This is a genomic window from Mesorhizobium sp. M1078 (genome assembly GCF_040318615.1).
Taxonomy (GTDB): domain Bacteria; phylum Pseudomonadota; class Alphaproteobacteria; order Rhizobiales; family Rhizobiaceae; genus Mesorhizobium.
Window position 1 is genome coordinate 39,647 of record NZ_JAMYMP010000034.1, and the last position, 22,065, is coordinate 61,711.

18 protein-coding genes and 1 tRNA gene are annotated in these 22,065 nt (G+C 62.6%); 16 read left to right on the plus strand and 3 right to left on the minus strand.

Annotated features, from left to right (window positions below):
* Positions 1 to 372: 372 nt before the first annotated feature.
* From NKH38_RS27825 to NKH38_RS27840, 4 genes are all read left to right on the plus strand, one after another.
* A complete protein-coding gene (locus NKH38_RS27825; RefSeq protein ID WP_352764528.1) occupies positions 373 to 1,470 on the plus strand; it encodes a polyamine ABC transporter substrate-binding protein in 1,098 nt (365 codons plus the stop codon).
* Positions 1,471 to 1,554: 84 nt separating this feature from the next.
* Complete coding sequence (locus NKH38_RS27830) at positions 1,555 to 2,694, plus strand: ABC transporter ATP-binding protein (protein ID WP_352764526.1); 1,140 nt, start codon at positions 1,555 to 1,557, stop codon at positions 2,692 to 2,694.
* 9 nt (positions 2,695 to 2,703) lie between these two features.
* Positions 2,704 to 3,669 (plus strand): ABC transporter permease subunit, encoded by a 966-nt coding sequence (locus tag NKH38_RS27835; protein ID WP_027049422.1) that lies wholly within the window; start codon positions 2,704 to 2,706, stop codon positions 3,667 to 3,669.
* Positions 3,666 to 4,484, plus strand: coding sequence for an ABC transporter permease (locus NKH38_RS27840; RefSeq protein ID WP_023669326.1), 819 nt, complete (start codon positions 3,666 to 3,668; stop codon positions 4,482 to 4,484). The genes NKH38_RS27835 and NKH38_RS27840 overlap by 4 nt, the downstream gene beginning before the upstream one ends.
* Positions 4,485 to 4,526: 42 nt before the next feature.
* Here NKH38_RS27840 and NKH38_RS27845 read toward each other — a convergent pair whose 3' ends face one another.
* The gene (locus tag NKH38_RS27845) at positions 4,527 to 6,380 is read right to left on the minus strand and encodes an AsmA family protein (RefSeq protein ID WP_352764524.1); all 1,854 of its coding nucleotides are present in this window, start codon (positions 6,378 to 6,380) and stop codon (positions 4,527 to 4,529) included.
* A 368-nt stretch (positions 6,381 to 6,748) separates the two neighbouring features.
* Here NKH38_RS27845 and NKH38_RS27850 point away from each other — a divergent pair, with 368 nt between their 5' ends.
* A complete protein-coding gene (locus tag NKH38_RS27850; RefSeq protein ID WP_352764521.1) occupies positions 6,749 to 8,713 on the plus strand; it encodes an acetoacetate--CoA ligase in 1,965 nt (654 codons plus the stop codon).
* A gap of 263 nt (positions 8,714 to 8,976) precedes the next feature.
* Here the strand turns inward: NKH38_RS27850 and NKH38_RS27855 are convergent, their stop codons facing one another.
* Positions 8,977 to 12,981: a PAS domain S-box protein gene (locus NKH38_RS27855; protein ID WP_352764518.1), complete on the minus strand. Its 4,005-nt coding sequence runs from the start codon at positions 12,979 to 12,981 to the stop codon at positions 8,977 to 8,979.
* Between the two features lie 324 nt (positions 12,982 to 13,305).
* Between NKH38_RS27855 and NKH38_RS27860 the strand changes: the two genes are divergently transcribed.
* The 3 genes from NKH38_RS27860 to NKH38_RS27870 all read left to right on the plus strand — a co-directional run bounded on the left by NKH38_RS27860 (position 13,306) and on the right by NKH38_RS27870 (position 14,433).
* The gene (locus NKH38_RS27860; protein WP_023669330.1) at positions 13,306 to 13,764 is read left to right on the plus strand and encodes a phasin; all 459 of its coding nucleotides are present in this window, start codon (positions 13,306 to 13,308) and stop codon (positions 13,762 to 13,764) included.
* A gap of 346 nt (positions 13,765 to 14,110) precedes the next feature.
* Positions 14,111 to 14,187: transfer RNA gene (locus NKH38_RS27865), tRNA-His, on the plus strand.
* A gap of 69 nt (positions 14,188 to 14,256) precedes the next feature.
* Entirely contained in the window at positions 14,257 to 14,433 is a 177-nt protein-coding gene (locus tag NKH38_RS27870) for a hypothetical protein (protein WP_352904636.1), read from the plus strand.
* A 189-nt stretch (positions 14,434 to 14,622) separates the two neighbouring features.
* Here the strand turns inward: NKH38_RS27870 and NKH38_RS27875 are convergent, their stop codons facing one another.
* Complete coding sequence (locus tag NKH38_RS27875; RefSeq protein ID WP_352764515.1) at positions 14,623 to 14,850, minus strand: hypothetical protein; 228 nt, start codon at positions 14,848 to 14,850, stop codon at positions 14,623 to 14,625.
* 168 nt (positions 14,851 to 15,018) lie between these two features.
* Here NKH38_RS27875 and NKH38_RS27880 point away from each other — a divergent pair, with 168 nt between their 5' ends.
* The 8 genes from NKH38_RS27880 to NKH38_RS27915 all read left to right on the plus strand — a co-directional run.
* On the plus strand, positions 15,019 to 15,636 hold the full coding sequence (locus NKH38_RS27880) for a cupin domain-containing protein (protein ID WP_023672469.1): 618 nt from the start codon (positions 15,019 to 15,021) through the stop codon (positions 15,634 to 15,636).
* 141 nt (positions 15,637 to 15,777) lie between these two features.
* The gene (locus tag NKH38_RS27885) at positions 15,778 to 16,719 is read left to right on the plus strand and encodes an ABC transporter substrate-binding protein (protein ID WP_023701800.1); all 942 of its coding nucleotides are present in this window, start codon (positions 15,778 to 15,780) and stop codon (positions 16,717 to 16,719) included.
* Positions 16,720 to 16,814: 95 nt separating this feature from the next.
* The gene (locus tag NKH38_RS27890) at positions 16,815 to 17,615 is read left to right on the plus strand and encodes an ATP-binding cassette domain-containing protein (protein ID WP_502896657.1); all 801 of its coding nucleotides are present in this window, start codon (positions 16,815 to 16,817) and stop codon (positions 17,613 to 17,615) included.
* A complete protein-coding gene (locus NKH38_RS27895; RefSeq protein ID WP_352764512.1) occupies positions 17,612 to 18,622 on the plus strand; it encodes an ABC transporter permease in 1,011 nt (336 codons plus the stop codon). The genes NKH38_RS27890 and NKH38_RS27895 overlap by 4 nt, the downstream gene beginning before the upstream one ends.
* A gap of 1 nt (position 18,623) precedes the next feature.
* Positions 18,624 to 19,712 carry a phosphotriesterase family protein gene (locus tag NKH38_RS27900; protein WP_352764509.1) on the plus strand — a complete coding sequence of 363 codons (1,089 nt, stop codon included), beginning with the start codon at positions 18,624 to 18,626 and terminating at the stop codon, positions 19,710 to 19,712.
* Positions 19,713 to 19,744: 32 nt separating this feature from the next.
* Positions 19,745 to 20,515, plus strand: a complete 771-nt coding sequence (locus NKH38_RS27905; RefSeq protein ID WP_023686759.1) for a glutamine amidotransferase — start codon at positions 19,745 to 19,747, stop codon at positions 20,513 to 20,515.
* A 2-nt stretch (positions 20,516 to 20,517) separates the two neighbouring features.
* Positions 20,518 to 21,429 carry a ribokinase gene (locus NKH38_RS27910; protein ID WP_352764505.1) on the plus strand — a complete coding sequence of 304 codons (912 nt, stop codon included), beginning with the start codon at positions 20,518 to 20,520 and terminating at the stop codon, positions 21,427 to 21,429.
* Positions 21,426 to 22,065 (plus strand): BtpA/SgcQ family protein (locus NKH38_RS27915; protein WP_352904639.1); only part of this gene is annotated, 640 nt, incomplete at its 3' end. The genes NKH38_RS27910 and NKH38_RS27915, both read left to right, overlap by 4 nt.

A 22,065-nucleotide genomic window follows, 5' to 3' on the forward strand; every position in this document is an offset into this window, starting at 1 on the left:
ATTAGCGAAGCCGCACGCCCTATTGACCGAGCTTCCCCGCGCGGGCCATTGACAACCTTGCTGCGGCACGGGCAGGCTGGGGGCACGGCAACAACAAGACAGGCTTATCTTGCCAAGTGTCCCCGCCGGTCGGACCAAGACCGGACCACAGCGTCGTATCCCTGCCCGCGCCGCGGCGAAAGCCTCTGACGGCGTCAGCGCGCCCGCCATGCGGGCACACAGAGCCATCATCTGCCGCTCGTCGAACCGCCCGGACGGCGCTGGCAGTTCATGCTTGTGGCTGCCCGGAAAGCTCAATACTCTGAAGCAAATGCCCAATCGCGCTCGAACAGCGACGACTTGGCGAAGGAACACTCATCAAAGGAGAACAGCATGATCCGCAAAGCGCTCTGGCTTTCGGCAACCTCGGCATTTCTGACGCTTTTCGCCGTCGGCGGCCATGCCGAGGACCGCGTCGTCAACGTCTTCAACTGGTCGGATTACATCGACAGTTCGATCATTGACGACTTCACCAAGGAGACCGGCATCAAGGTCGTCTACGACACCTTCGATTCCAATGAAATCCTCGAGACCAAGCTGCTTGCCGGCGGCAGCGGCTATGACGTCGTCGTGCCCAGCGGCAACTTCCTGGCCCGCCAGATCCAGGCCGGCGTGTTCCAGAAGCTGGACAAGTCGAAGCTGCCCAACATTTCCAACATGTGGGACACGGTTTCGGAGCGCACCGCCAAATACGATCCGGGCAACGAATATTCGATCAACTACATGTGGGGCACGGTCGGCATCGGCTACAACATCAAGAAGGTGAAGGCAGCACTCGGCACCGACAAGATCGACAGCTGGGATGTGTTCTTCAATCCCGACAGCCTGGCCAAGCTGAAGGACTGCGGCGTCTATGTGCTGGACTCGCCGGCCGACATCATCCCGGCGGCGCTCAAATATCTCGGCCTCGATCCGAACAGCACCTCACCTGACGACATCGCCAAGGCCGAGGAGACGTTGCTGAAGGTGCGGCCGTATATCCGCAAATTCCATTCGTCCGAATACATCAACGCGCTCGCCAACGGCGATATCTGTTTGGCGGTCGGCTGGTCGGGTGACGTCTTCCAGGCACGCAACCGCGCGGTCGAGGCCAAGCAAGGCGTCGAGATCGGCTATTCCGTGCCCAAGGAAGGCGCCCAGATGTGGTTCGACCAGATGGCGATTCCCGCCGATGCGCCGCATGCCGCCGAGGCACTCGAATTACTCAACTACATGATGAAGCCGGAAGTGATCGCCAAGTCGTCCAACTATGTGCTGTACGCCAACGGCAACAAGGCTTCGCAGCAGTTCGTCGACAAGGCGCTGCTGGATGATCCGGCGGTCTATCCGGACGCCGAGACCTTGAAAAAGCTCTATACGGTCCAGCCCTACGATCCCAAGACCCAGCGCCTGATCACGCGCAGCTGGACCAAGATCGTCACCGGCCAGTAAGCAATGCGACATGGTCCCGGCAGTCATCTGCCGGGACCATTCTTCTCTGGGGCAAGAAGCAAAAAAAACAGGACGGAGTGGGACATGAAATCGCTTGGCAGCATCCGCAGGGATTTCGCGCCATGGAACGACCCGAACGCCAAGCCATATATCCAATTCGAGAATGTCACCAAGAAGTTCGGTGACTTCACCGCCGTCAACAATCTGTCGCTGACCATTTTCGAGCGCGAGTTCTTCGCCCTGCTCGGCGCGTCGGGCTGCGGAAAGTCGACGTTGCTGCGGATGCTTGCCGGCTTCGAGGAGCCCACCGCCGGCCGTATCCTTCTCGACGGCCAGGATTTGCGCGGCATCCCGCCCTATCGCCGCCCGGTCAACATGATGTTCCAGTCCTATGCGCTGTTCCCGCATATGAGCGTGGAAAAGAACATTGCCTTCGGCCTCAAGCAGGAAGGCATGCCGGCGCCGGATATCGAAAAGCGCGTCGCCGAGATGCTGAAGCTGGTCAAGCTCGAGCAGTTCGCCAAGCGCAAGCCGCACCAGCTCTCCGGCGGGCAGCGCCAGCGCGTCGCACTCGCCCGCTCGGTCGCCAAGCGGCCGAAAGTGCTGCTGCTCGACGAACCGCTCGGCGCGCTCGACAAGAAGCTGCGCGAGGAAACGCAGTTCGAGCTGATGGACCTGCAGCAAAATCTCGGGCTCACTTTCGTCGTCGTCACCCACGACCAGGAAGAGGCGATGACCATGGCCGACCGCATCGCCATCATCGACAAGGGCGAGGTGATGCAGGTGGCGACGCCGGCGGAAGTCTATGAAGCCCCCAGTTCGCGCTTCGTTGCCCACTTCGTCGGCAATGTGAACATGTTCGAGGGCAAGGTCGCCGAGCGTGCGGCAAACACCACGCGCATCACCGGCGCGACAGGGGCCCAGATCGTCGTCGAAAACAGCACCGATACAAAGGCCGGTTCCGACATCGTCTTCGCCATCAGGCCGGAGAAGATCAAGGTGTCGTCGACGAAACCGGCCGACGCCGTCAATGCGCTTGAGGGCGAGGTCTACGACGTTGCCTATCTCGGCGACATGACCGTCTACCACATCCGGCTGGATGACGGGCAGATCATCAGGGCAAGCGCGCTCAACGCGGCGCGAGTCACCGAGGACCCGCTGACCTGGAACGACCGCGCCTGGGTCTCCTTCCGGCCGGATGCCGGCGTCGTGCTGACACGGTAGGGGGCGGCCATGTCCAACATTGCACTCACCGACGCCGGTCCATCGGCCGCGGCCAAACCGTTCCTGATGCGGCTCGGTGCCGGCTTCGTCAGCCGGCTCGTCATCATCGTGCCTTATCTCTGGCTGCTGTTCTTCTTCTTCATCCCGTTCATCATCGTCTTCAAGATTTCGCTGTCGCAGTCGGCGATCGCCATGCCGCCCTACACGCCGGCGCTCGATTTCAGGGACGGCATGTCCGGGTTCTTTGTCCGCTTCCGCGAACTCAGCGTCGACAATTATGTCTGGCTAACGCAGGACGCGCTTTACTTCAAAGCCTACGTGACCAGTGTTATCATCGCTGCTGTCTCGACGATCCTGACCTTGCTCGTCGGCTTCCCGATCGCCTACGGCATGGCCCGCGCGCCGGCGACGATCCGTCCGACCTTGCTGATGCTGGTTATCCTGCCGTTCTGGACGTCGTTCCTGATCCGCGTCTATGCCTGGATCGGCATCCTCAAGCCCGAGGGTCTGCTCAATCAGCTGCTGTTGTCGCTGCACATCATCAATCAGCCACTGATCATCCTCAACACTTACACGGCGATCTTCATCGGCATCGTCTATTCCTACCTGCCATTCATGGTGCTGCCGCTCTATTCGTCGCTGGAAAAGATGGATTACTCGCTGATCGAGGCGGCAAAGGATCTCGGCTGCCCGCCGACATCAGCCTTCTGGAAGATCACGTTCCCGCTGTCGCTGCCCGGGGTCATCGCCGGCTGCCTGCTGGTGTTCATTCCAGCGGTTGGCGAGTTCGTCATTCCCGATCTGCTCGGCGGCTCGCAGACGCTGATGATCGGCAAGACCTTGTGGAATGAATTCTTCGCCAACCGTGACTGGCCGGTGTCGTCGGCCGTCGCCGTCATCCTGCTGCTGCTCCTGATCGTGCCGATCATGCTCTTCCAGCAGGCCCAGGCACGCGCCCAGGAGCAGGACAAATGAACGCCACCTGGAGCCGCTTCAACGTCACCTCGGTCGTGCTGGGCTTTGCCTTTCTCTATCTGCCGATCGTGCTGCTCATCGTCTTCTCCTTCAACGAGTCGAAGCTGGTCACCGTCTGGGGCGGCTTCTCGACCAAATGGTATGCCTCGCTGTTCCACAATCAGGGGCTGATGGACGCCACCTGGGTGACCGCGCGTGTGGGTGTCATCTCCGCCACTGTGGCAACCGTGCTCGGCACGCTGGCAGCACTGACCTTGACCCGCTACACCCGCTTCCGCGGCCGCATCCTGTTTTCCGGCATGGTGTTTGCGCCGCTGGTCATGCCGGAAGTCATCACCGGCCTGTCGCTGTTGCTGCTGTTCGTTGCCGTCGGTCTCGACCGTGGCTTCCTGACCGTGACGCTTGCTCACATCACCTTGACCATGTGCTTCGTGGCTGTCGTCGTGCAGTCGCGCCTGGTGTCGTTCGATCGTTCGCTGGAAGAAGCTGCCTTGGACCTCGGCGCAACGCCGGTAAAGACCTTCTTTCAGATCACGCTGCCGGTCATCATGCCGGCCATCGTCTCCGGCTGGATGCTGGCCTTCACCCTGTCGCTTGACGACCTGGTCATCGCCTCCTTCACCTCCGGGCCTGGCGCCACCACGCTGCCGATGAAGATCTACAGCCAGGTGCGTCTCGGCGTGACGCCGGAAATCAACGCCGCCTGCACCATCCTGATCGCCGTCGTGGCGGTAGGCGTCATCATCGCTTCGGTCGCCAACAAGCGGCGTGAGGTGCAACGCCAGCTCGACGAACAGGCCGCGCAGCGCGGTTGATTGCGTCAAACGAGGGATAGGGCGATCCCGGTAAGGGTCCGCCTATTCGCCTGAGACGCCGCGGCTGATCGGCGAGATGAACGGCGTGCTCCAGGTGCCGCCGACGAAGAATGACGACTGGTTGGATCCCTGCTGGCCATTGACCGGTGCCGCTGCCGGGTCGGCCTGGGTGACACCCCCCGAAAGCGCCAGCCCGCGTCCGCCGTAAGAGGCGATGCCGGACAGCCAGACCTTGTATTTCGCCGAATTGGCCTCGGCCTTGTCCAGCCTTGCCACACCCTTCGAGATGGTGGCCTTGAGCTCGGCGCCGTCCATCGGCAGTGTCCCGTCCGAGACGTCGTCGAGCGCGAAGAAGCCGCCCTGTTCCGTGTGCTTCAGAAATGCCGGCAAATTGAGCCCGCTCAGCGCGCCAGGCCCGAACGTCGCAGAGACCGAGCCGTCCGCGTTCTCGAAGATCGAGTCCCAGGATTTGCCCGGCCCTTTGAGAATGACCGAGACAGTGCCGGTGCTGGCCGGCACCAGCCGCGTCATTCCGGCCGCGGTGCCGAAAGCGGCGCCGTCAATGTCGGAGGCGAGCAGCCGGATCTCGACCTGCGAGCCCTCCGGTTTGCGGTCGAAACGCAGGCTACTTTGCACGTTGCCGCCAAAGGCCGACGCATCGGAGATATCGAAGACGGCAAGCCCGTTCTTCACCTGCGCCGTGGCGGCGACGTCGGCAAGCTGGATTGCGCCGGCCGAGGCATGCGCCGCTGACAGCCTCAGATCGAGATTGATCCGGTCGGCGAAGCTGGTGTCGATTTCGCCGGGACCGGTCTCGCCGGTCGGCGCCAGCGGCGTGAAGGCCGAAAACAGCGACCTGAGGTCGAGCGTATCGAAGGCGAGTGTGCCTGATATCACCGGCAAGGCGTCGCCGAACGAAAAATCCAGCGCCCCCATTCCCGGGTTGTTGTCGAGCGTCACCGCGGTGTTTTCGAATTTGACGCGGCCGGCGGTCGCCGTGATCTTGCTCGAAATCGAGACCGAACCGATCGCCGTACCAGGAGCAATGCCGGCCTGCGACCATTCCAGCACGCGCCGCAGCGAGGGCGCGGCGAATTTCGCCTGGCCATCGAAATAGGCGTTTTGCGACATGCTGGCCGTGCCGTCGAACGAGAAGCTGGCCGGCGCTGCCTTGAACGAAAACGTGACCGGTGCGGCGCCGCCGGCAAACAGCACCAGCGGCTTGGGCGAGGCGGCATCGACGGTGACGCTCTCGCCGCGCCAGATTCCGGTCGCCGACAAGGTCGCGTTGCTGTTCATCGCTGCCCAGCTCGCCTGGCCGGACAGGCTGGTCAGCAATTCGACGTCCTTGCCGCCGACGGAGGCGACCATGCGGCCGTCCCTGAATTCCACGGTGCCGAACGGATCGGCGGGCAGCTTGCTCAGATCCGGCTTCGTCGGATCGGCGTTGACCACGCCGCGCGCCGTGTCGATCGAGCGGGTGATGCGTCCGCCCGTTGGCATGGCGGGCAGGAATATGCCGTTTGCGGCGCGCTGGACCCGGATCGTCGGCCGCACCAGCCGCGCCGTCGAAAACACCACATCGCCCTGCAGCGCCGCCATGGCCGAAAGGTCGACCTCGACCCGTTCGGCCTCGATCACCGGCGGCGCGTCGGTCTCGGTCCACTGCGACAGCGTGACGTCGCTCAATATGGCGCGGAACTTCGGCCACACCTCGATGCGCGGCGAACCGGCGATGGTGACCCTGAAACCGCTCCACGCGCTCATTTCCCAGGCGATGCGATCGCGCACGATCCGGGTCGAGGCAAACAGCGGCAGAGCGGCGACGACCAGCGCGATGACGAGCACGGCAACGCCGATCGCCCATATTCCGCGCCGGATCAAAGGTGATGGCATATTGCCCCGGTTGCTTTCATTCCGATAAAAATCGCCTGACGGGTGTAACCGCCAGTTGTCACCACGCCTTCCAGTCGTCACTACGACTTAGGGCTGAGGCATTTCAAGTCTTTATGGCCCGGCGATGGCAATTGCGAACATATGGCCGAGTTTTAGCGGAACAAAATCTTGCTCTGCCGCACGGTGGTAGGCATAAGCGATGCAGCTTCAGCCTGCTACGAGGCGCGGCGTTTTTGGGACAGCGGCGCCTGTAAAGCTGAGGCTAGTGCATGTCGCCCGGAAGAGTGCAGCGGTTCCGGGACAACGACGTGCATCAAAACAAAAGCATATCTATCTTGCGACGCGACGGGCTTCAAGGAGGATCGATCATGGCTGCCGAAGCACCGCTCTGGACTCCGACGCAAGAGCAGATCGACGCAGCACCACTGACCGCGTTCATGAAGGCAGCAGCGGCCAAAAGCGGCACATCCTTCACCTCCTACGCCGAACTGCACCGCTGGTCGGTCGAGGATCGCGAGGGCTTCTGGAGCCTGCTGTGGGACTTTTGCGGCATTGTCGGCGACAAAGGGACCGATGGGACGGTGCTCGTCGATGGCGACAAGATGCCCGGCGCATCGTTCTTTCCCGATGCGACGCTGAACTTCGCCGAGAACCTGCTGAAGAAGACCGGTTCCGGTGACGCGATCGTCTTTCGCGGCGAGGGCAAGATCGAGCGGCGGCTGTCGTGGAGCGAACTGCACCAGCTGACTTCGCGCTTTCAGCAGCTTTTCCTGTCGCTCAAGGTAAAAAAGGGCGACCGCATCGCGGCGATGATGCCCAACATGCCGGAAACCGTCGCCGCCATGCTGGCGGCCGCCTCCATCGGCGCGGTCTGGTCGTCCTGTTCCCCCGATTTCGGCGAGCAGGGCGTGCTCGACCGTTTCGGCCAGATCGAGCCGGTCATATTCATTGCGCCGGACGGCTATTGGTACAATGGCAAGGCAATCGAGGTAGCTGACAAGATCGCTGCCGTTGCGGCGAAGCTCGAAACCGTCCGCAAGGTCCTGATCGTCGACTATCTCGGTACCTCGCGCGATATCGCAGCGATCATCGACAAGGCCGTGGCGCTCGAAGAGGCGCTGTTACCCTTTACCGCCAAAGCGGTCACGTTCGAGCGGCTGCCGTTCGCGCATCCGCTCTACATCCTGTTCTCGTCAGGTACCACCGGCATTCCCAAATGCATCGTCCATTCGGCCGGCCGCACGCTGGTCCAGCATGTCAAGGAACACCGGCTGCATGCCGGACTCATCGAAGGCGACCGCTTCTTCTACTTCACCACCTGCGGCTGGATGATGTGGAACTGGCTGGTGTCGGGCCTGGCCTCGGGCGCCACGCTGCTGCTCTATGACGGCTCGCCCTTCCACCCCGACGGCAATGTGCTGTTCAGCTTCGCAGATGCCGAGAAGATGACCTTTTTCGGCACCTCGGCCAAATTCATCGATTCCGTACGCAAGGCCGGGCTCAAGCCGATCCGCAGCCATGATCTGTCGAGTGTGCGGGCTATTTCCTCCACCGGCTCACCGTTGTCGCCGGAGGATTTCCGCTTCGTCTATGACGGCATCAAGAAGGACGTACATCTCGCCTCGGTTTCCGGCGGCACCGACATCGTCTCCTGTTTCGTGCTCGGCGTACCGACGCAACCGGTCTGGACCGGCGAGATCCAGGGTCCCGGCCTCGGCCTTGCCGTCGATGTATGGGACGATGACGGCAAGCCGATCCGCGAGCAAAGGGGTGAGCTGGTCTGCACAAAAGCGTTCCCGTCGATGCCGATCGGCTTCTGGAACGATCCTGAGGGCAAGAGATACCAGGCCGCCTATTTCGAGCGCTTCGACAATGTTTGGTGCCACGGCGACTTCGCCGAATGGACCGCGCATGGCGGCATGATCATCCACGGCCGTTCTGACGCGACGCTCAATCCGGGCGGTGTGCGCATCGGCACGGCGGAGATCTACAATCAGGTCGAACAGATGCCGGAGATCCTTGAGGCGCTGTGCATCGGTCAGGATTTCGACAATGACGTGCGCGTCGTGCTGTTCGTGCGGCTGGCCGCCGGCGTGACGCTGGACGAGAATCTGGAAAAGCGCATTCGTTCCAAGATCCGCAGCGGCGCCAGCCCGCGCCACGTGCCGGCAAGGATCGTCGCCGTCAGCGACATTCCGCGCACCAAATCGGGCAAGATCACCGAGCTTGCAGTGCGCGACGTGGTGCATGGCCGCGCCATCAAGAACAAAGAAGCGTTGGCCAATCCAGAGGCGCTGGAGCTGTTCAGGAACCTGCCGCAGCTGGCTGAGTGACGCGGCCGGTATGGTTAACCAGATATGTCGGTCGAATTTACCTAGATTTCATGAGTGGTACACATTCGTAAATTTTTTGGACGGCCGGTAAGGAGTTGTTAAGGCCCGGCGTCGATAGTCGCACGTAACTTGAGGGAGAAATCCCGTTCCTCGTCCCCTGAGGATCAGATTCGCTCAAGCCCCGTTGTGACAGCAAATCCCATTTAAGGCGTCCTGTTGGACGCCTTTTCTTTGTCCGGGATTCTCGCCCGGAAATCGCCGGCCTATTCGGCCAGCACCCGCGTCGACGGGAAGGCGACCTCGACCAGCGTCCCTTCGCCTGGCGTCGAGGTGATGGTGAAGCGGGCGCGGTTGGCTTCCACCATCGCCTTGGTCAGCGGCAGGCCGAGACCGGTGCCGTCGCCACGCCCGCGCTTCAGCGCATTGATCTGCTTGAACGGCTTCAGCGCCTGCTCGATCTCGGCATGGCTCATGCCAATGCCGGTATCGCGCACCCGCATGACAACGTCGCCGGAGGTTTCATAGGCGGTCGACACGATCACCTGTCCGCCGGCTTGCGTATAGCGAATGGCATTGGACAGGATGTTGAGCGCGATCTGGCGCACGCTTCTGAGGTCGGCGACCACTTCGGGCAGTCGCGAGGCGAAGCTGGAGCGGATGATGACACGCTCGCGGTTGGCCTGCGGCTGCATCATCGCCACCGTCTCGGCCAGCGTATCGTTGAGCGACACCGCCTCGTAGTCCATTTCCTGCTGGCCGGCCTCGATCTTCGAAATGTCGAGGAGGTCATTGACGAGATCGAGCACATGGTTGCCCGAGCGGTTGATGTCTCTGAGATAGTCGCGGTAGCGGTCATTGGCTACCGGGCCGAACTTCTCGTCCACCATCAGCTCGGAAAAGCCGATAATGGCGTTGAGCGGCGTGCGGATCTCGTGGCTGATGCGGGCGAGGAAATCGGTCTTCTGCGAGGAGGCGCGCTCGGCCACCGCGCGCGCCTGGGTCAGATCCTCTTCGGCCCGCTTCCACTGCGTGATGTCGCGCACCACGGCGCAGAAGCCGCTGTCATTGGGCAGCCTGCCGATGGTCATGAACAGCGGGATGAAGCGCCCTTGCGCCTCGCGCCCGATCACCTCGCGGCCATCGTTCATCACACTCGCCACGCCGGGCTCGGACAGGCCGTTCAGATAGTCGCGCGCCGCGCGCTGGCTTTCGATGGCAAACAGCGAGGCGAACGGTTTACCGGTGACGTCGTCGCTGTCGAAGCCGAACAGCGCCTCGGCCGGCCGGCTGATCGAGCGGATGTCGCCGTCGCGGCCGATCAACACCACACCATCGGTCGCGGTGTCGATGATGGTGCGCATCTCGGCAATGCGCGCTTTGAGTTCGGAGACATCGGGCTGCGTCTGCTCCTCGGCTGCGAGATGCGCAACCATCGGCGGCTCGTTATCGCCGGTACGTCGCACCACCAGCATCAGCGCCTTGCCGGCGCGCCACGGCACCGAACGCAAAATGGCTTCGATCGGAAATTCCTGGCCCTCGCGCGTCTTCAGTTTGAGTGTGTGGTCGCTTTCGCCGGCCATTTCTGAATAGGGATCGGCAAACAGCGCGTCGAGCCCGCCGGCGTCGCTCAGGTCCTCAAGCGTGTCATAGCCGGTCAGGCCGAGGAATTCCTCATTGGCGTAATGAAGCTCGTCGCCCGAATGGATGAGCAGCGGCACCGGCAGCTTGCCGAGGATCGACGTGTCAGGGGCCTTGTGTTCATCTCCGGCCGAGAATGCCGAAGGCATGAACCCCTCAAGCTTGAGCGGCGGCACTTTCAGGCGCTGTGGTTCTGCCGGCACTGTGTCCGCATCGCCGGCCTTGTCCCCGTCTTCCACGGCGGAATCGGTCGCCTCGTCGGACGGCGCCCAATCCTCATTGTCCTCGGCATCGCGGAAGTCGGCCGACGTCATGCTGTCGTCTTCACCGGCATTGGCCGGCGTCTCGGCAACAACCGGCTGTGGCTCTGCGGCCTCGACGATCTCTTGGGCTTGCGTATCATCCGGTTCGGAAGCCGGCGCAAGTTCGTCGTTGGACGACGTTGCTTCCGTACTGTCTTCGGTGACGGAGCCTGGTTCGGGATCGGCATAGTCGAGCAGGGAGCGCGACACTGTCGGCGCCTTCGCCTCGCCTGCTTCGCTGTCCGCAAGGCCGTCGTCCGGCTGCTCGCCGTCAAGCCGCGTCAGGTCCTTTTCGTCCTCGGCATCGCTTTCCGGCGGTTCGGCCTCAGCCGTTTCGCTTTCGGGTGCGGCTGCCGATGGTTCAGCCACGGCAGCCGGGCCGGCTTCGTCCGGACTCGAGACCTCGGCGGGTTGTCGGGCTGGCGCGGCTGTTTCAGGCTGGTCCGCCTCGACATGATCCGGCTTGGGCTCATCTGCCTTGGCCTGGTCTGGCATTACCTGATCCGGATTGGCCGGTTCGGCCTGCTTGGCAGTCTCCGGCTGCTCCGGCGGGGGATTGTCCTTCTTCAGCCGCTCGCCGATTTCGCGGAAAGCGCTGCGCTCCAGCGTCGACAGGCCCCTCTCGCTTGTCGGCTGCTTGTCGTTGGCGGGCTGCCGATGCTCGGCCAGCCGGATGACCTTGTCGGCAAAACGACGTTCCTGCTTCGGCACGATGGTCAGTGCCGGCACTTCGCCCTCGAACGGATCGGCCGCCTTGGGAGCTTCCGCCACGGGCTGTTCCGGGGCCGGCTCGGCTGCTGCCGCTGGCGCGCCATTGGGGACCAGCGCCATGCCGATTGCTTCCGGATCGACCACCGCATCGCCGGCGCGGGCGACGCCGAAACCACGAAAACCTTCGAAGGCGCGGCTGCGGCCATAGACAGGCAGTGCTGCCAGATCGACCGGTATCTTCAGGTCGGAGCCGGCAACCGGCCACAGTACCGAGCGGCCCGACCAGGTGTCGCGCCGTTCAAGCAGGCCCGCGATCTCGCCCGAGGCGTCGAGGCCGAAAATTGTCGCGACGTCCTTGAAGCGGCGGCCGATCACGTCGGCGGCGGCTTTGCCGACAATGTCGCCGAATTCCGGCGACAGCGTGCTGAACTTGCCCTCGGCGTCGGTGCGCCAGACGAAGCGCAGCGGCGGCGCCGAGCGGTCGACCTCACGTTTGGCGGGAGGCGTAGCCGGTGGGGCTGCGTCAGACGGCAGGGCGGGCGCAGCGGCACTGCTGTCCAACTGCGCACTCTCGGCCGGGGAAACAGAGTCCGGCTCGGCCTGCGCCGGGCTGTCCGGCTCGCCCGCCTGCGGCTCTTCGCCGGCATGGAAGTACCAATGATCATGTTGCGCCGGCGCGCTGTCATTCGCCGCCTGCTCGCGGCCGGTCGTCTGCTCGCGATGGTCCGCCTTTGTATCGGTTGACGCCGAAGCATCATGCTCGGTGGCAGCCGGACCTGTCTCCCCGACATCAGGCGCGGCCGCGAGTGGGGCGCCCTGATTCCCGCTTGCGGTGGGGTGGTCAGCCACCGCATCCACCGTTACCGCGTTCTCCGCGGCGGCTTGCGCCGGGCCATCGTCGACCTGCGCTGCAGCAGGTTCGGCATCCAGCTCGCCGACAGGATTTTCCTCACCGAGCTGATCCTCGTCGATGACCACCAGCAGATGCCTGGACTCGGTCAGGCGCGCGAAGCCGGCCGGATAGGACGTGGCGCCGCCGGGGACCAGCCGCTTGACGATGCGGTCGTCCTGGCTCGCCACGTCGGCGACAAGCGCGGCCAGCGTCTCAGGCCGGATGGCGAGCGCGCCAAAGCCATCCGAAGCCGCCTCGACAGTGCCGGCGGCGTCGACAAAGGCGATGAAATGGCCGTCTTCGGTAAAGCCGCTGATGGCGCGGGCCGCAATGTCGGCAGCACTGCGCGAGCCGGCCTGCGCTGCCGGCACCACCAGCATAATGGCGCTTTCGCCGTCCGGCATAGTCACCGCACTGGCCAGGAAGCCGACGGCGCGGCTGGTGATGCCGGTCGCCAGCCGTACCGTAATGGCGCGGTCGCTGCCGATCTGCGGGAAGCCCGCGGTCGCCATGATCTGGCGCCTGGCGATCAGCGGCAGCTGAGCCGAGGCGCCGATGATGGCCTCGATATCGGGATAGCCGAACACCGCAGCGCCCGGGCCGTTGGCCCAGATCACCTGTTCGAGGTCGGCCGACAGAATCGCGATCGCGTCGCCGGCGGCGAAGCGCTGGCGAACCGCATCAAGCACGGCGACATCGAGGAAAGAGTAGTTCTCGGAAGGCATGCGCTTGGCGGACCCTTTCGGTGAAACCTCTTGGCGAACCCCTCTTGGCGAACCTACAAGGCGGGCAATTTGCAGTTAACGCTTTGTTAATAAAAGCCCGCGCGGCGAAGGTCCACAAGCCATGGCGGGAAGCAGGTGGAATCTCTGGCCACTTGGTTAACAGCCTCTCGGAATGTCCCTGGATAACCTCTTGGGTGACGCATGGGAAGAAATTTATGGTGCACTGCAACAAAGATATTGCATCGCACAAAAAAACCGCTATATTGCCATCATACATGAACGAGACGGCTTTTTGTCAAAGCCGCTACCCCGAAAGGATGGAAAATGACCAAGGCCAAGACCGCTGAGACCATCGAAAACGTCGAATTCCCGAGCTTCGACGCTTCCAAGGCAACCGACCAGATCCGCGCTTTCGCCGAAAAGGGCGTCGAGCAGTCGAAGGAAGCCTACTCCAAGCTGAAGACCGGCGCCGAAGAGACCCAGAAAGTCCTGGAATCGACCTTCGAGACTGCCAAGACCGTTTCCAGCGACCTGTCGCTCAAGACCATCGCCGCTCTGCGCGCCAATGCCGAAGCCGGCTTCTCGCATCTCGAGGCCCTCATCGGCGCCAAGTCGCTGTCGGAAGTGGTCGAACTGCAGACCGCCTTCCTGCGCAAGCGCGTCGAGACCACCGTCGAGCAGGCCAAGGACTTCCAGGCTGTTGCTTCGAAGGCTGCCGAAGACGTCTCCAAGCCGGTCAAGACCGCTTTCGAGAAGGCCCTGAAGGACATCAAGGCCGCCTAATAATTGCGCACAACTCTGCGATGCATCAAAACGTCGCATTTCGTCAGACAAATAGGTGTGCGATAGAGTTGTCCAGATGAATACCCGGCGAGTGGAACCTCCTCCCTCTGCTCTCCGGGGTGACCAGCCAGCACCTCCTCCCGCTGGCTCGTAACAGGAAAAGGCCGGCACCTCCTCCCGCCGGCCTTTTTCTTTTGCCGAAGAAACCGGCGCCTGTTGGCAGAACCGGCTTTGCGTTATCAAAAGCCTTGAATTAGTCTCTGATAGACCGTATTGGACGCATCGCCGAACGACAGAGCGGATCTCGGAGAATGAATTTTCACCACGACCTGGCTCAGGCGAACGTGCCGTTGTAGCTCAGATGGTTAGAGCGCCGGATTGTGGATCCGGAGGTCGCTGGTTCGATCCCAGCCAACGGTACCATTAACCTTCCCGATAAGTATTAAATTCATTGGAAAACTTTGGCGAACGCTTCGTCTTGGTTGCGCTTTGATGCTGGGCGAAAATCCACACGGGGCGCGCGCCCGATACCGCCAAGCGATCAAGCGCGCCGAATCAATGGGGTTCGTTTATCGGTCGCTTGCCGAGATTCTGGTCGCCGAGCCGCTCGACACGATCCTGCAGAGGGTCGAGCGCACGATCGGAGCACCCGCCACATCACCATCGTAAGTCAGCGATCTGCGCCTGGGCGGCGGAAACGCCAAACGCTTGCAGTAGCTTAAGGCACAGATACTCGTTCTCGACGCTGTTGGAGAGATCGATGCCGGTTCGGCAGCCGGCCGATCTGCGGCTTCAGGAGATGGGTGGTCGCTGCCGTCCCGATGGGTTGAACCAGCCTCCGTCCTTGCTCACGCTCAGCTACAGCGTGTCGCGATCAATTAGCCTCGTATCCGGCAGCCTTGAAGAAGTTTCTGCATTCAGCTGGCTCGAACAGGTGGCAGATATCGCCGAGAGCTTGGCAGAGTGCGTCTTGTTCACAAAGCGAGGCGAAACGCGGAAATGGCGCGCTGCCTCGCGGTGACCATGCCCCTCATCGACATACGCAACAACACGCTGACGCAACTCAAGCGGTAGCGGCTTGCCCATCGCGGTCTCCTTTCAACCGCGAAGGCGTCGTAGCGTTTGGTCGGGGATGATGGTTTTGAAAAGCCCAGCCGAGTCGATTGGATGCATCGTCCGTTTTTCACAGGATGGACAACGCCTGGGATCAGTTTTACGAGTCAGCCCAACCAGCGGAGATGTTCGCGTCCCCAAATGAACAAGATGGACACTCAAAACAGCAAGGGCGGCGACGAGCGCTCGACCGCCACCAGCCTTCTGCGGCTCGGCATACGGTTGAAACTCTCCCGGCAGACGCGTGGGCTGACCTTGAAGGCGCTAGCTGCCGCCGCGAACTGCTCTGAAAGCCTGCTTTCCAAGGTCGAGAACGGCAAGGTCTCGCCCTCGCTTCCCATGCTGCACCGGCTTGTCGAGGTGCTTGGCACCAACATTGGCTGGATGTTCGAGGAATCCGATGGTGAGGAAGGCATCGTCTTTCGGGCTGGATCGCGGCCGTTGATCGCGCTCGATCCGCTTCGGCGCGGCGAAGGCATTTCGCTCGAGCGCGTCATTCCGTATTCGCCCGGCCATCTCCTGCAGTGCAACATCCATCACATCGAGGCGGGAGGTGAGAGCGCCGGCCCGATCCAGCACGCTGGCGAGGAAGTCGGCTACCTCCTGGAAGGTGCGATCGAATTGATGGTCGGCGAAAAGACGTTTCGCCTGTCGGCCGGCGATTCCTTCGTCTTCAATTCCGAACTGCCGCACTGGTACCGCAATGTCGGCGACGAACGCGCCAGCATTTTCTGGGTGAACACGCCGGCAACATTCTGATCGGGCGAGCCCCTCATTTCTCTTCGTTGATGCCAATTCAAGTCACTTGACAAGAAATCAAGCATCTTGAAATATGCTCTGCGCTCAGGCGCCAGGTGAGCCCGATCAAGGGCCTTTTCGAGAAAACCAAGGGGAACCGGAATGCGTCTTACCAAGATCCTTTCAGGCTGCGCCGCAGCCATCGCCATGACCCTCGCCCTCGGCTCTGCTTCCGCCATGGCCGAGACCTATGCGCTGGTGACCATCAACCAGCAGGCCCTGTTCTTCAACCAGATCAATGACGGCGCAACGGCTGCCGCAAAGGCTGCCGGCGTGGACCTCGTCATCTTCAACGCCAACAATGTACCAAGCGCGCAGAACGACGCCATCGAGAACTACATCACCCAGAAGGTCGACGGCATCATTCTCGTCGCCATCGATGTCAACGGTGTGAAGCCGGCCATCACCGCGGCCAAAGCCGCCGGCATTCCGGTCATCGCCATTGACGCGCAGATCCCAAATGGCGACAACGTCGCCTTCGTCGGCGTTGACAACACCAAGGCAGGCGAGGATATCGGCAAGTTCTACGCCGAATACGTGAAGACTAAGCTGAGCGGCACCGCCAAGATCGGCGTCGTTGGCGCGCTCAATTCGTTTATCCAGAACCAGCGCCTCGACGGCTTCAAGAAGGCTGTCACCGACAGCGGCCAGAAGGTCACCTTCCTCGACACGGTCGACGGCCAGAACGTCCAGGACGTCGCCCTGTCCGCCTCCGAAAACCTGATGACCGCCAATCCTGACATGACGACGCTTTACGCGACCGGCGAGCCGGCTCTGCTCGGCGCGGTTTCCGCCGTCTCCAGCCAGGCCCGTACGGGCGACGTCAAGGTGTTCGGCTGGGACCTGACCAAGTCGGCGGTGCAGGGTCTCGAAGAGGGCTGGGTGGTCGCTGTCGTCCAGCAGGATCCGGCCGGTGAAGGCAAGGCTGCCATCGAAGCTTTCGTCAAGCTCAAGAAGGGCGAGAAGATTGACCCGATCATCAACGTTCCGATCACCATCGTGACCAAGGAAAATGTCGGCCAATTCAAGGACATGTTCAAGTAGTATCCTCCCCGGACCGCTGGGCTGCGCATTGACCCGAGGGTTGCCTGCGCAGCCCGGCGACCAATTGAACATGTCGCGCCCAGAGAATTGGAACCATGATGAGCGATGGCGAGACCTACCGCGTCAGGATGACCGGTATTTCCAAACGGTACGGCCCTATCCAGACGCTGGACGATGTCTCGCTGAACCTGAAGCCTGGCGAAGTGCTCGGTCTGGTCGGCGACAATGGCGCCGGCAAATCCACCTTGAGCAAGGTGCTGTCCGGTGCGGTCATTCCTGATGCCGGCACCATCGAGATCAATGGCAAGGCGGTGTCTTTCTCGTCGCCGGCCGATGCCCGCGCCGCGCGGGTGGAGATGGTCTACCAGGACCTTTCGCTCTGCGACACGGTGGATGTGGCGGGCAATCTCTTCCTCGGCCGCGAGCCGCGTCGCCGCGTTCTCGGCGTCCCCTTTCTCGACAACAAGCGCATGCATGGCGAGACGCGCCAGATGCTCGACCGGCTCGGCATCGTCATTGCCGATACCAAGCTCAAGGTCGAAAACCTCTCCGGTGGGCAGCGCCAGTCGATCGCCATCGGCCGCGCGGCTTCCTTCGATCCGTCGGTGCTGATCATGGACGAGCCGACGGCCGCCCTTGCGGTAGCGGAAGTCGAGGCGGTTCTGGAACTCATCCGCGCCGTCAGCGCCCGGGGCGTCAGCGTCATCCTCATCACCCATCGCCTGCAGGATCTGTTCCTGGTCTGCGATCGTATCCAGGTCATGTACGAAGGCCGCAAAGTCGCCGAGCGCAAGATCGGCGAGACCAGCATCGAGGAGGTCGTCAACCTGATCGTCGGCCGCAAATTCACCGCGCGCTCGGCCCGCGCAAGCCGCGATGAGGGGGTCCAACCATGAACGTTACCTCCGCCGGTGCTGGCGCCTCGCCCAAACGCGCTCACAACAGCACGTGGAAGGATGTGGCGTTAGCCAATGGCAGCGTCGTCTCGATTGCGCTGTTCTTCATCGTCGTCTGCGTGGTCTTCTCGCTGATCACCGGTTCCTTCCTGACGACGCCCAATCTGCTCAACATCGCGCGCCAGTCTGCGCCGCTGCTGATCGTTGCGGCCGCGATGACCTTCGTCATCACCACCGGCGGCATCGACCTCTCGGTCGGCTCCGTGCTGGCGCTGACGGCAACGCTGTCGGCGGTTTTCCTGCAGGCCGACCTGCCATGGCCGCTGGTCGTCATCGCCATGCTGGCGCTTGGTGCTGCGATCGGCGCCTTGCACGGCTTCTTCATCGCCTACGAGCGGATACCGCCCTTCATCGTCACCCTTGCCGGGCTCTCCGTCATCCGCGGCGTGGCGTTGCTGATCACCGGCGGCTATTCGATCCCGGTCGAACCGACCAGCTTCTTCGTCAACATCGGCAGGGCCTGGTTTCTCGGCGTGCCGGTACCGGCGCTGCTCGCCCTTGTCGTGCTGATCATTGCCTATCTCGCCTTCAACCAGACGCCGTTCGGCCGCTATGTCACCGGCATCGGCGCCAATACAGAGGCCGTGCGCCGAGCCGGTGTCGATACGCGCTTCATGACGCTCTTCGTCTACATCCTGTCGGGCATGGCGGCGGCGGTGGCCGGCATCATCCTCGCCGCCCGGCTCGGTTCCGGCTCGTCGAATGCCGGCCAGGGTTTCGAGCTCGATGTCATCGCCGCCGTGGTGCTTGGCGGCACCAGTCTGTTCGGCGGGCGCGGTACGATCATCGGCACTGTGCTCGGCGCGTTGACCGTCGCGGTCATCGGCAACGGCTTGATCCTTGCGCATATGTCGCCCTTCCTGACGCCGATCGTTACCGGCACAATCATCCTCGTTGCCATCTGGCTGAATTTCCGGCTGTTCAAGGGCGCAACGCGGAGCCGCTGACATGGATCATCTGTTCGACGACAAGCCAAGGGAACGGGCACCGATCGGTGTTCGCTCCGGCACGGTGATGACCGTTACCGGCCCCGTTGCGATTGCCGATATGGGCGTGACGCTGATGCATGAACACATACTGCTCGATGGCGCGACGTCGTGGAAATGCCCTTGCCATCCCGACGAGAAGAAGATCGCCGAGCAGCCGGTCAGCATGGAGATCATCGGCGAGTTGCGGATGAACCCCTACATGAACCGCGACAACGTCTCGCTCGACGACAGCGACCTAGCCCTTTCGGAGTTGGCGAAATACCGGGCGCTCGGCGGCCATACCGTGGTGGATGCGACCAACATCGGCATTGGCCGCGATCCGGTGAAGCTGGCGCGCATCGCCCGCGCCTCTGGATTGCGGATCGTCATGGGGACGGGCTTCTACCTGCAGCACACCCATCCCGTCTGGCTGAAAGCGATGGACGTTGACGACGTCACCGAATTCCTCGTCAATGATGTCGGCGGCGGGTCGGCGCAGCCCGAAATCATTGCCGGCATCATCGGTGAGGTTGGCGTCAGCAAGGATTTTACCGACGAGGAGCGCAAGTCGCTGCGGGCCTCCGCCCGTGCGGCCAAGATGACCGGCGTGCCGCTGACGATTCATCTGCCCGGCTGGGAGCGGCTGGCGCATGATGTGCTTGACGTGGTCGAGGCAGAAGGCGCCGATCTCCGGCATACGGTGCTTTGCCACATGAACCCCAGCCACAACGATCTTGCCTACCAGCAAAGCCTCGCCGCGCGTGGCGCCTTCCTGGAATACGACATGATCGGCATGGATTTCTACTATGCCGACCAGGATGCGCAGTCGCCGTCCGACGAGCAGAATGCGCGGGCGATCCGCTCGCTGATCGATATGGGACTGCTCGACAGGATTCTGCTGTCGCAGGACGTCTTTCTCAAGATCATGCTGACCCGCTTCGGCGGTTTCGGCTACGGCTTCATCCTCAAGCATTTCGTGCCGAGACTGAAACGCCATGGTGTCGAGCAGTCGGCAATCGACACGATGCTCATCGACAATCCAAAGACTGTGTTCGCCGAGGGCCTCTGAGCCGCGGCTCCAAAACAAGATAGGGAGACTACATGTCCAGGAAGAAGGTTCTTCTCGCAGGCGAGTCCTGGGTCTCGACCGCGACCCACATCAAAGGCTTCGATCAGTTTCCCACCGTGACCTATCACACCGGTGCCGATGAGTTGCTGGCCGCGCTGAAGGACAGCCTGTTCGACGTCACCTTCATGCCGGCGCATGAGGCACAGCGGAATTTCCCGCAGACCATGGAAGCGCTTTCGGCCTATGACGCGGTCGTGCTCTCCGATCTTGGAGCCAACACGCTGCTGCTTCACCCCGATACCTGGATCCACTCCAAACCGACGCCGAACCGGCTGCGCCTGTTGCGCGACTATGTAGGCAATGGCGGCGGCCTGTTGATGTTCGGCGGGTATTACAGCTTCCAAGGCATCAATGGTGGCGCGCGCTATCACAAGACGCCGGTTGAGGACGTTTTGCCGGTCATCTGCCTGCCGGTGGACGACCGTGTCGAGGTTCCAGAAGGCTATGCGCCGGTCGTCGTTGGCCCGCAGACCCATCCGATCCTCAAGGGCCTCGGCAAGGATTGGCCAATCCTGCTTGGCTTCAACGAGGTCACGGTCAAGGACGGCGCGGAAGTTCTCGCCACCGTGTCCTCCGACTACCGTTCGCTGCCGCTGCTGGTGACCGGCAAATATGGCCAGGGCCGCACCGTCGCCTGGACGTCGGATGTCGGCCCGCACTGGCTGCCGCCGGGCTTCATCGCCTGGAATGGCTACAAGACGTTGTTCGAACAGATGCTAGGCTGGGCAACGGCCAGGGATTAGCCATGTGCGTCCATGTCGTCGGCAATGTTTGCGTCGATACAACCTTTCGGTTGGACCGGTTTCCGGCGGCAGGCGAGACGCTGAACGCATCGGAACATGCTGACGGACTTGGCGGCAAGGGTGCGAACCAGGCGGTGGCCGCGGCGCGCACCGGAGCCGATGTTCGCTTCCGTGCCGCGATCGGCAACGATCCCGCCGGAGCCTGGATCGCAGAGCAGTTGAGCCGCGATCTCGATGCCAGCCATCTGGCGGTGCTGGCACTGCCCAGCGATCGGTCGACGATCATGGTCGATGCGCGCGGCGAAAACCTCATCGTCACCGGAGCCAGTTGCGCCGCCGCGTACAATCCTATGGCCGACAGCGGTTTTACCCGATCGATCGCACGCGGCGATATCGTAGTATTTCAGGGCAATCTGGGTCCGGATATCACGGCCACTTGCCTGAAGGTGGCGCGGGGCGCGGGAGCGATGACGATCTTCAATCCGAGCCCGCTTGCGGCCGACCACACACCGGGCTTGAGCGACGTCAGCGTCGTCATCGCCAACGCGGGCGAAGCGGCGCAACTGACCGGGGCTGGCGACCCTGCCATGGCGGCCCGCGACTTGATCCGTCAGGGCGCCGGCGCTGCCATCGTGACGCTTGGCGCACTCGGCTGCCTGGTCGCCGATGGCGAAGGACGGATCGACCGGATCGCGGCGCCCAGGGTGGCCGTGCTAGACACCAGCGGCGCGGGCGACGTCTTTTGCGGTTGCCTCGCTGGTTGCCTTGCGGCCGGCATGGAGCTCCCCGCGGCAGCGCGGATTGCGGTCCGCGCGGCCGCTGTCTCGGTCGGACGCGCCGGCACGCTTGAGTCCTGCCCCGGCAGGCGGGAGATGAAACTGCTCATGGAAACGACAGAAGCGGAAACCGCATGACACAATCCCCCAAACCCGTAGGCCAGGTGACGAATGATGCGCTGCAGTCGATCTTCGGAAGAAGCAAGGTGGTGATCGGCGTGGTTCATCTCGCCCCCCTGCCGGGGGCGCCGCGCTACCATGGCGAGGCGATCGAGGCCATCTATCAACGCGGCCTCGACGACGCCAAAGCCTATTTGCAGGGAGGGTGTGACGGCGTGATCGCCGAAAACCATGGTGACGTGCCATTTTCCAAGCCGGATGATATCGGGCCGGAAACCTCCGCCTACATGTCTGTCGTCTCAGACCGGATCCGCAGAGAACTCGGCCGGCCGATCGGCATCAATGTGCTTGCCAATGCCTCCATTCCCGCGCTTTCGATCGCCAGTGCCTCCGGTGCTTCCTTCGTGCGCGTCAATCAATGGGCCAACGCCTATGTCGCCAACGAGGGCTTTGTCGAAGGCGAAGCGGCGCGCGCCATGCGTTTCCGCGCTAGGCTTCGGGCCAACGGTATCCGCATCTTCGCCGACGCGCATGTCAAGCATGGCGCCCACGCGATCGTCGGCGACCGGCCGATCGAGGAGCAGGTCAAGGACCTCGTGTTCTTCGATGCCGACGCGGTGATCGCCACCGGCCAGCGCACTGGCCACGCCGCCG

Bases quoted from the DNA above. Each gene is read 5' to 3' on its own strand.
- NKH38_RS27825 (WP_352764528.1), top strand. From the start codon at position 373: ATGATCCGCAAAGCGCTCTGGCTTTCGGCAACCTCGGCATTTCTGACG.
- NKH38_RS27830 (WP_352764526.1), top strand. From the start codon at position 1,555: ATGAAATCGCTTGGCAGCATCCGCAGGGATTTCGCGCCATGGAACGAC.
- NKH38_RS27835 (WP_027049422.1), top strand. From the start codon at position 2,704: ATGTCCAACATTGCACTCACCGACGCCGGTCCATCGGCCGCGGCCAAA.
- NKH38_RS27840 (WP_023669326.1), top strand. From the start codon at position 3,666: ATGAACGCCACCTGGAGCCGCTTCAACGTCACCTCGGTCGTGCTGGGC.
- NKH38_RS27845 (WP_352764524.1), bottom strand. From the start codon at position 6,380: ATGCCATCACCTTTGATCCGGCGCGGAATATGGGCGATCGGCGTTGCC.
- NKH38_RS27850 (WP_352764521.1), top strand. From the start codon at position 6,749: ATGGCTGCCGAAGCACCGCTCTGGACTCCGACGCAAGAGCAGATCGAC.
- NKH38_RS27855 (WP_352764518.1), bottom strand. From the start codon at position 12,981: ATGCCTTCCGAGAACTACTCTTTCCTCGATGTCGCCGTGCTTGATGCG.
- NKH38_RS27860 (WP_023669330.1), top strand. From the start codon at position 13,306: ATGACCAAGGCCAAGACCGCTGAGACCATCGAAAACGTCGAATTCCCG.
- NKH38_RS27870 (WP_352904636.1), top strand. From the start codon at position 14,257: ATGCTGGGCGAAAATCCACACGGGGCGCGCGCCCGATACCGCCAAGCG.
- NKH38_RS27875 (WP_352764515.1), bottom strand. From the start codon at position 14,850: ATGGGCAAGCCGCTACCGCTTGAGTTGCGTCAGCGTGTTGTTGCGTAT.
- NKH38_RS27880 (WP_023672469.1), top strand. From the start codon at position 15,019: ATGAACAAGATGGACACTCAAAACAGCAAGGGCGGCGACGAGCGCTCG.
- NKH38_RS27885 (WP_023701800.1), top strand. From the start codon at position 15,778: ATGCGTCTTACCAAGATCCTTTCAGGCTGCGCCGCAGCCATCGCCATG.
- NKH38_RS27890 (WP_502896657.1), top strand. From the start codon at position 16,815: ATGATGAGCGATGGCGAGACCTACCGCGTCAGGATGACCGGTATTTCC.
- NKH38_RS27895 (WP_352764512.1), top strand. From the start codon at position 17,612: ATGAACGTTACCTCCGCCGGTGCTGGCGCCTCGCCCAAACGCGCTCAC.
- NKH38_RS27900 (WP_352764509.1), top strand. From the start codon at position 18,624: ATGGATCATCTGTTCGACGACAAGCCAAGGGAACGGGCACCGATCGGT.
- NKH38_RS27905 (WP_023686759.1), top strand. From the start codon at position 19,745: ATGTCCAGGAAGAAGGTTCTTCTCGCAGGCGAGTCCTGGGTCTCGACC.
- NKH38_RS27910 (WP_352764505.1), top strand. From the start codon at position 20,518: ATGTGCGTCCATGTCGTCGGCAATGTTTGCGTCGATACAACCTTTCGG.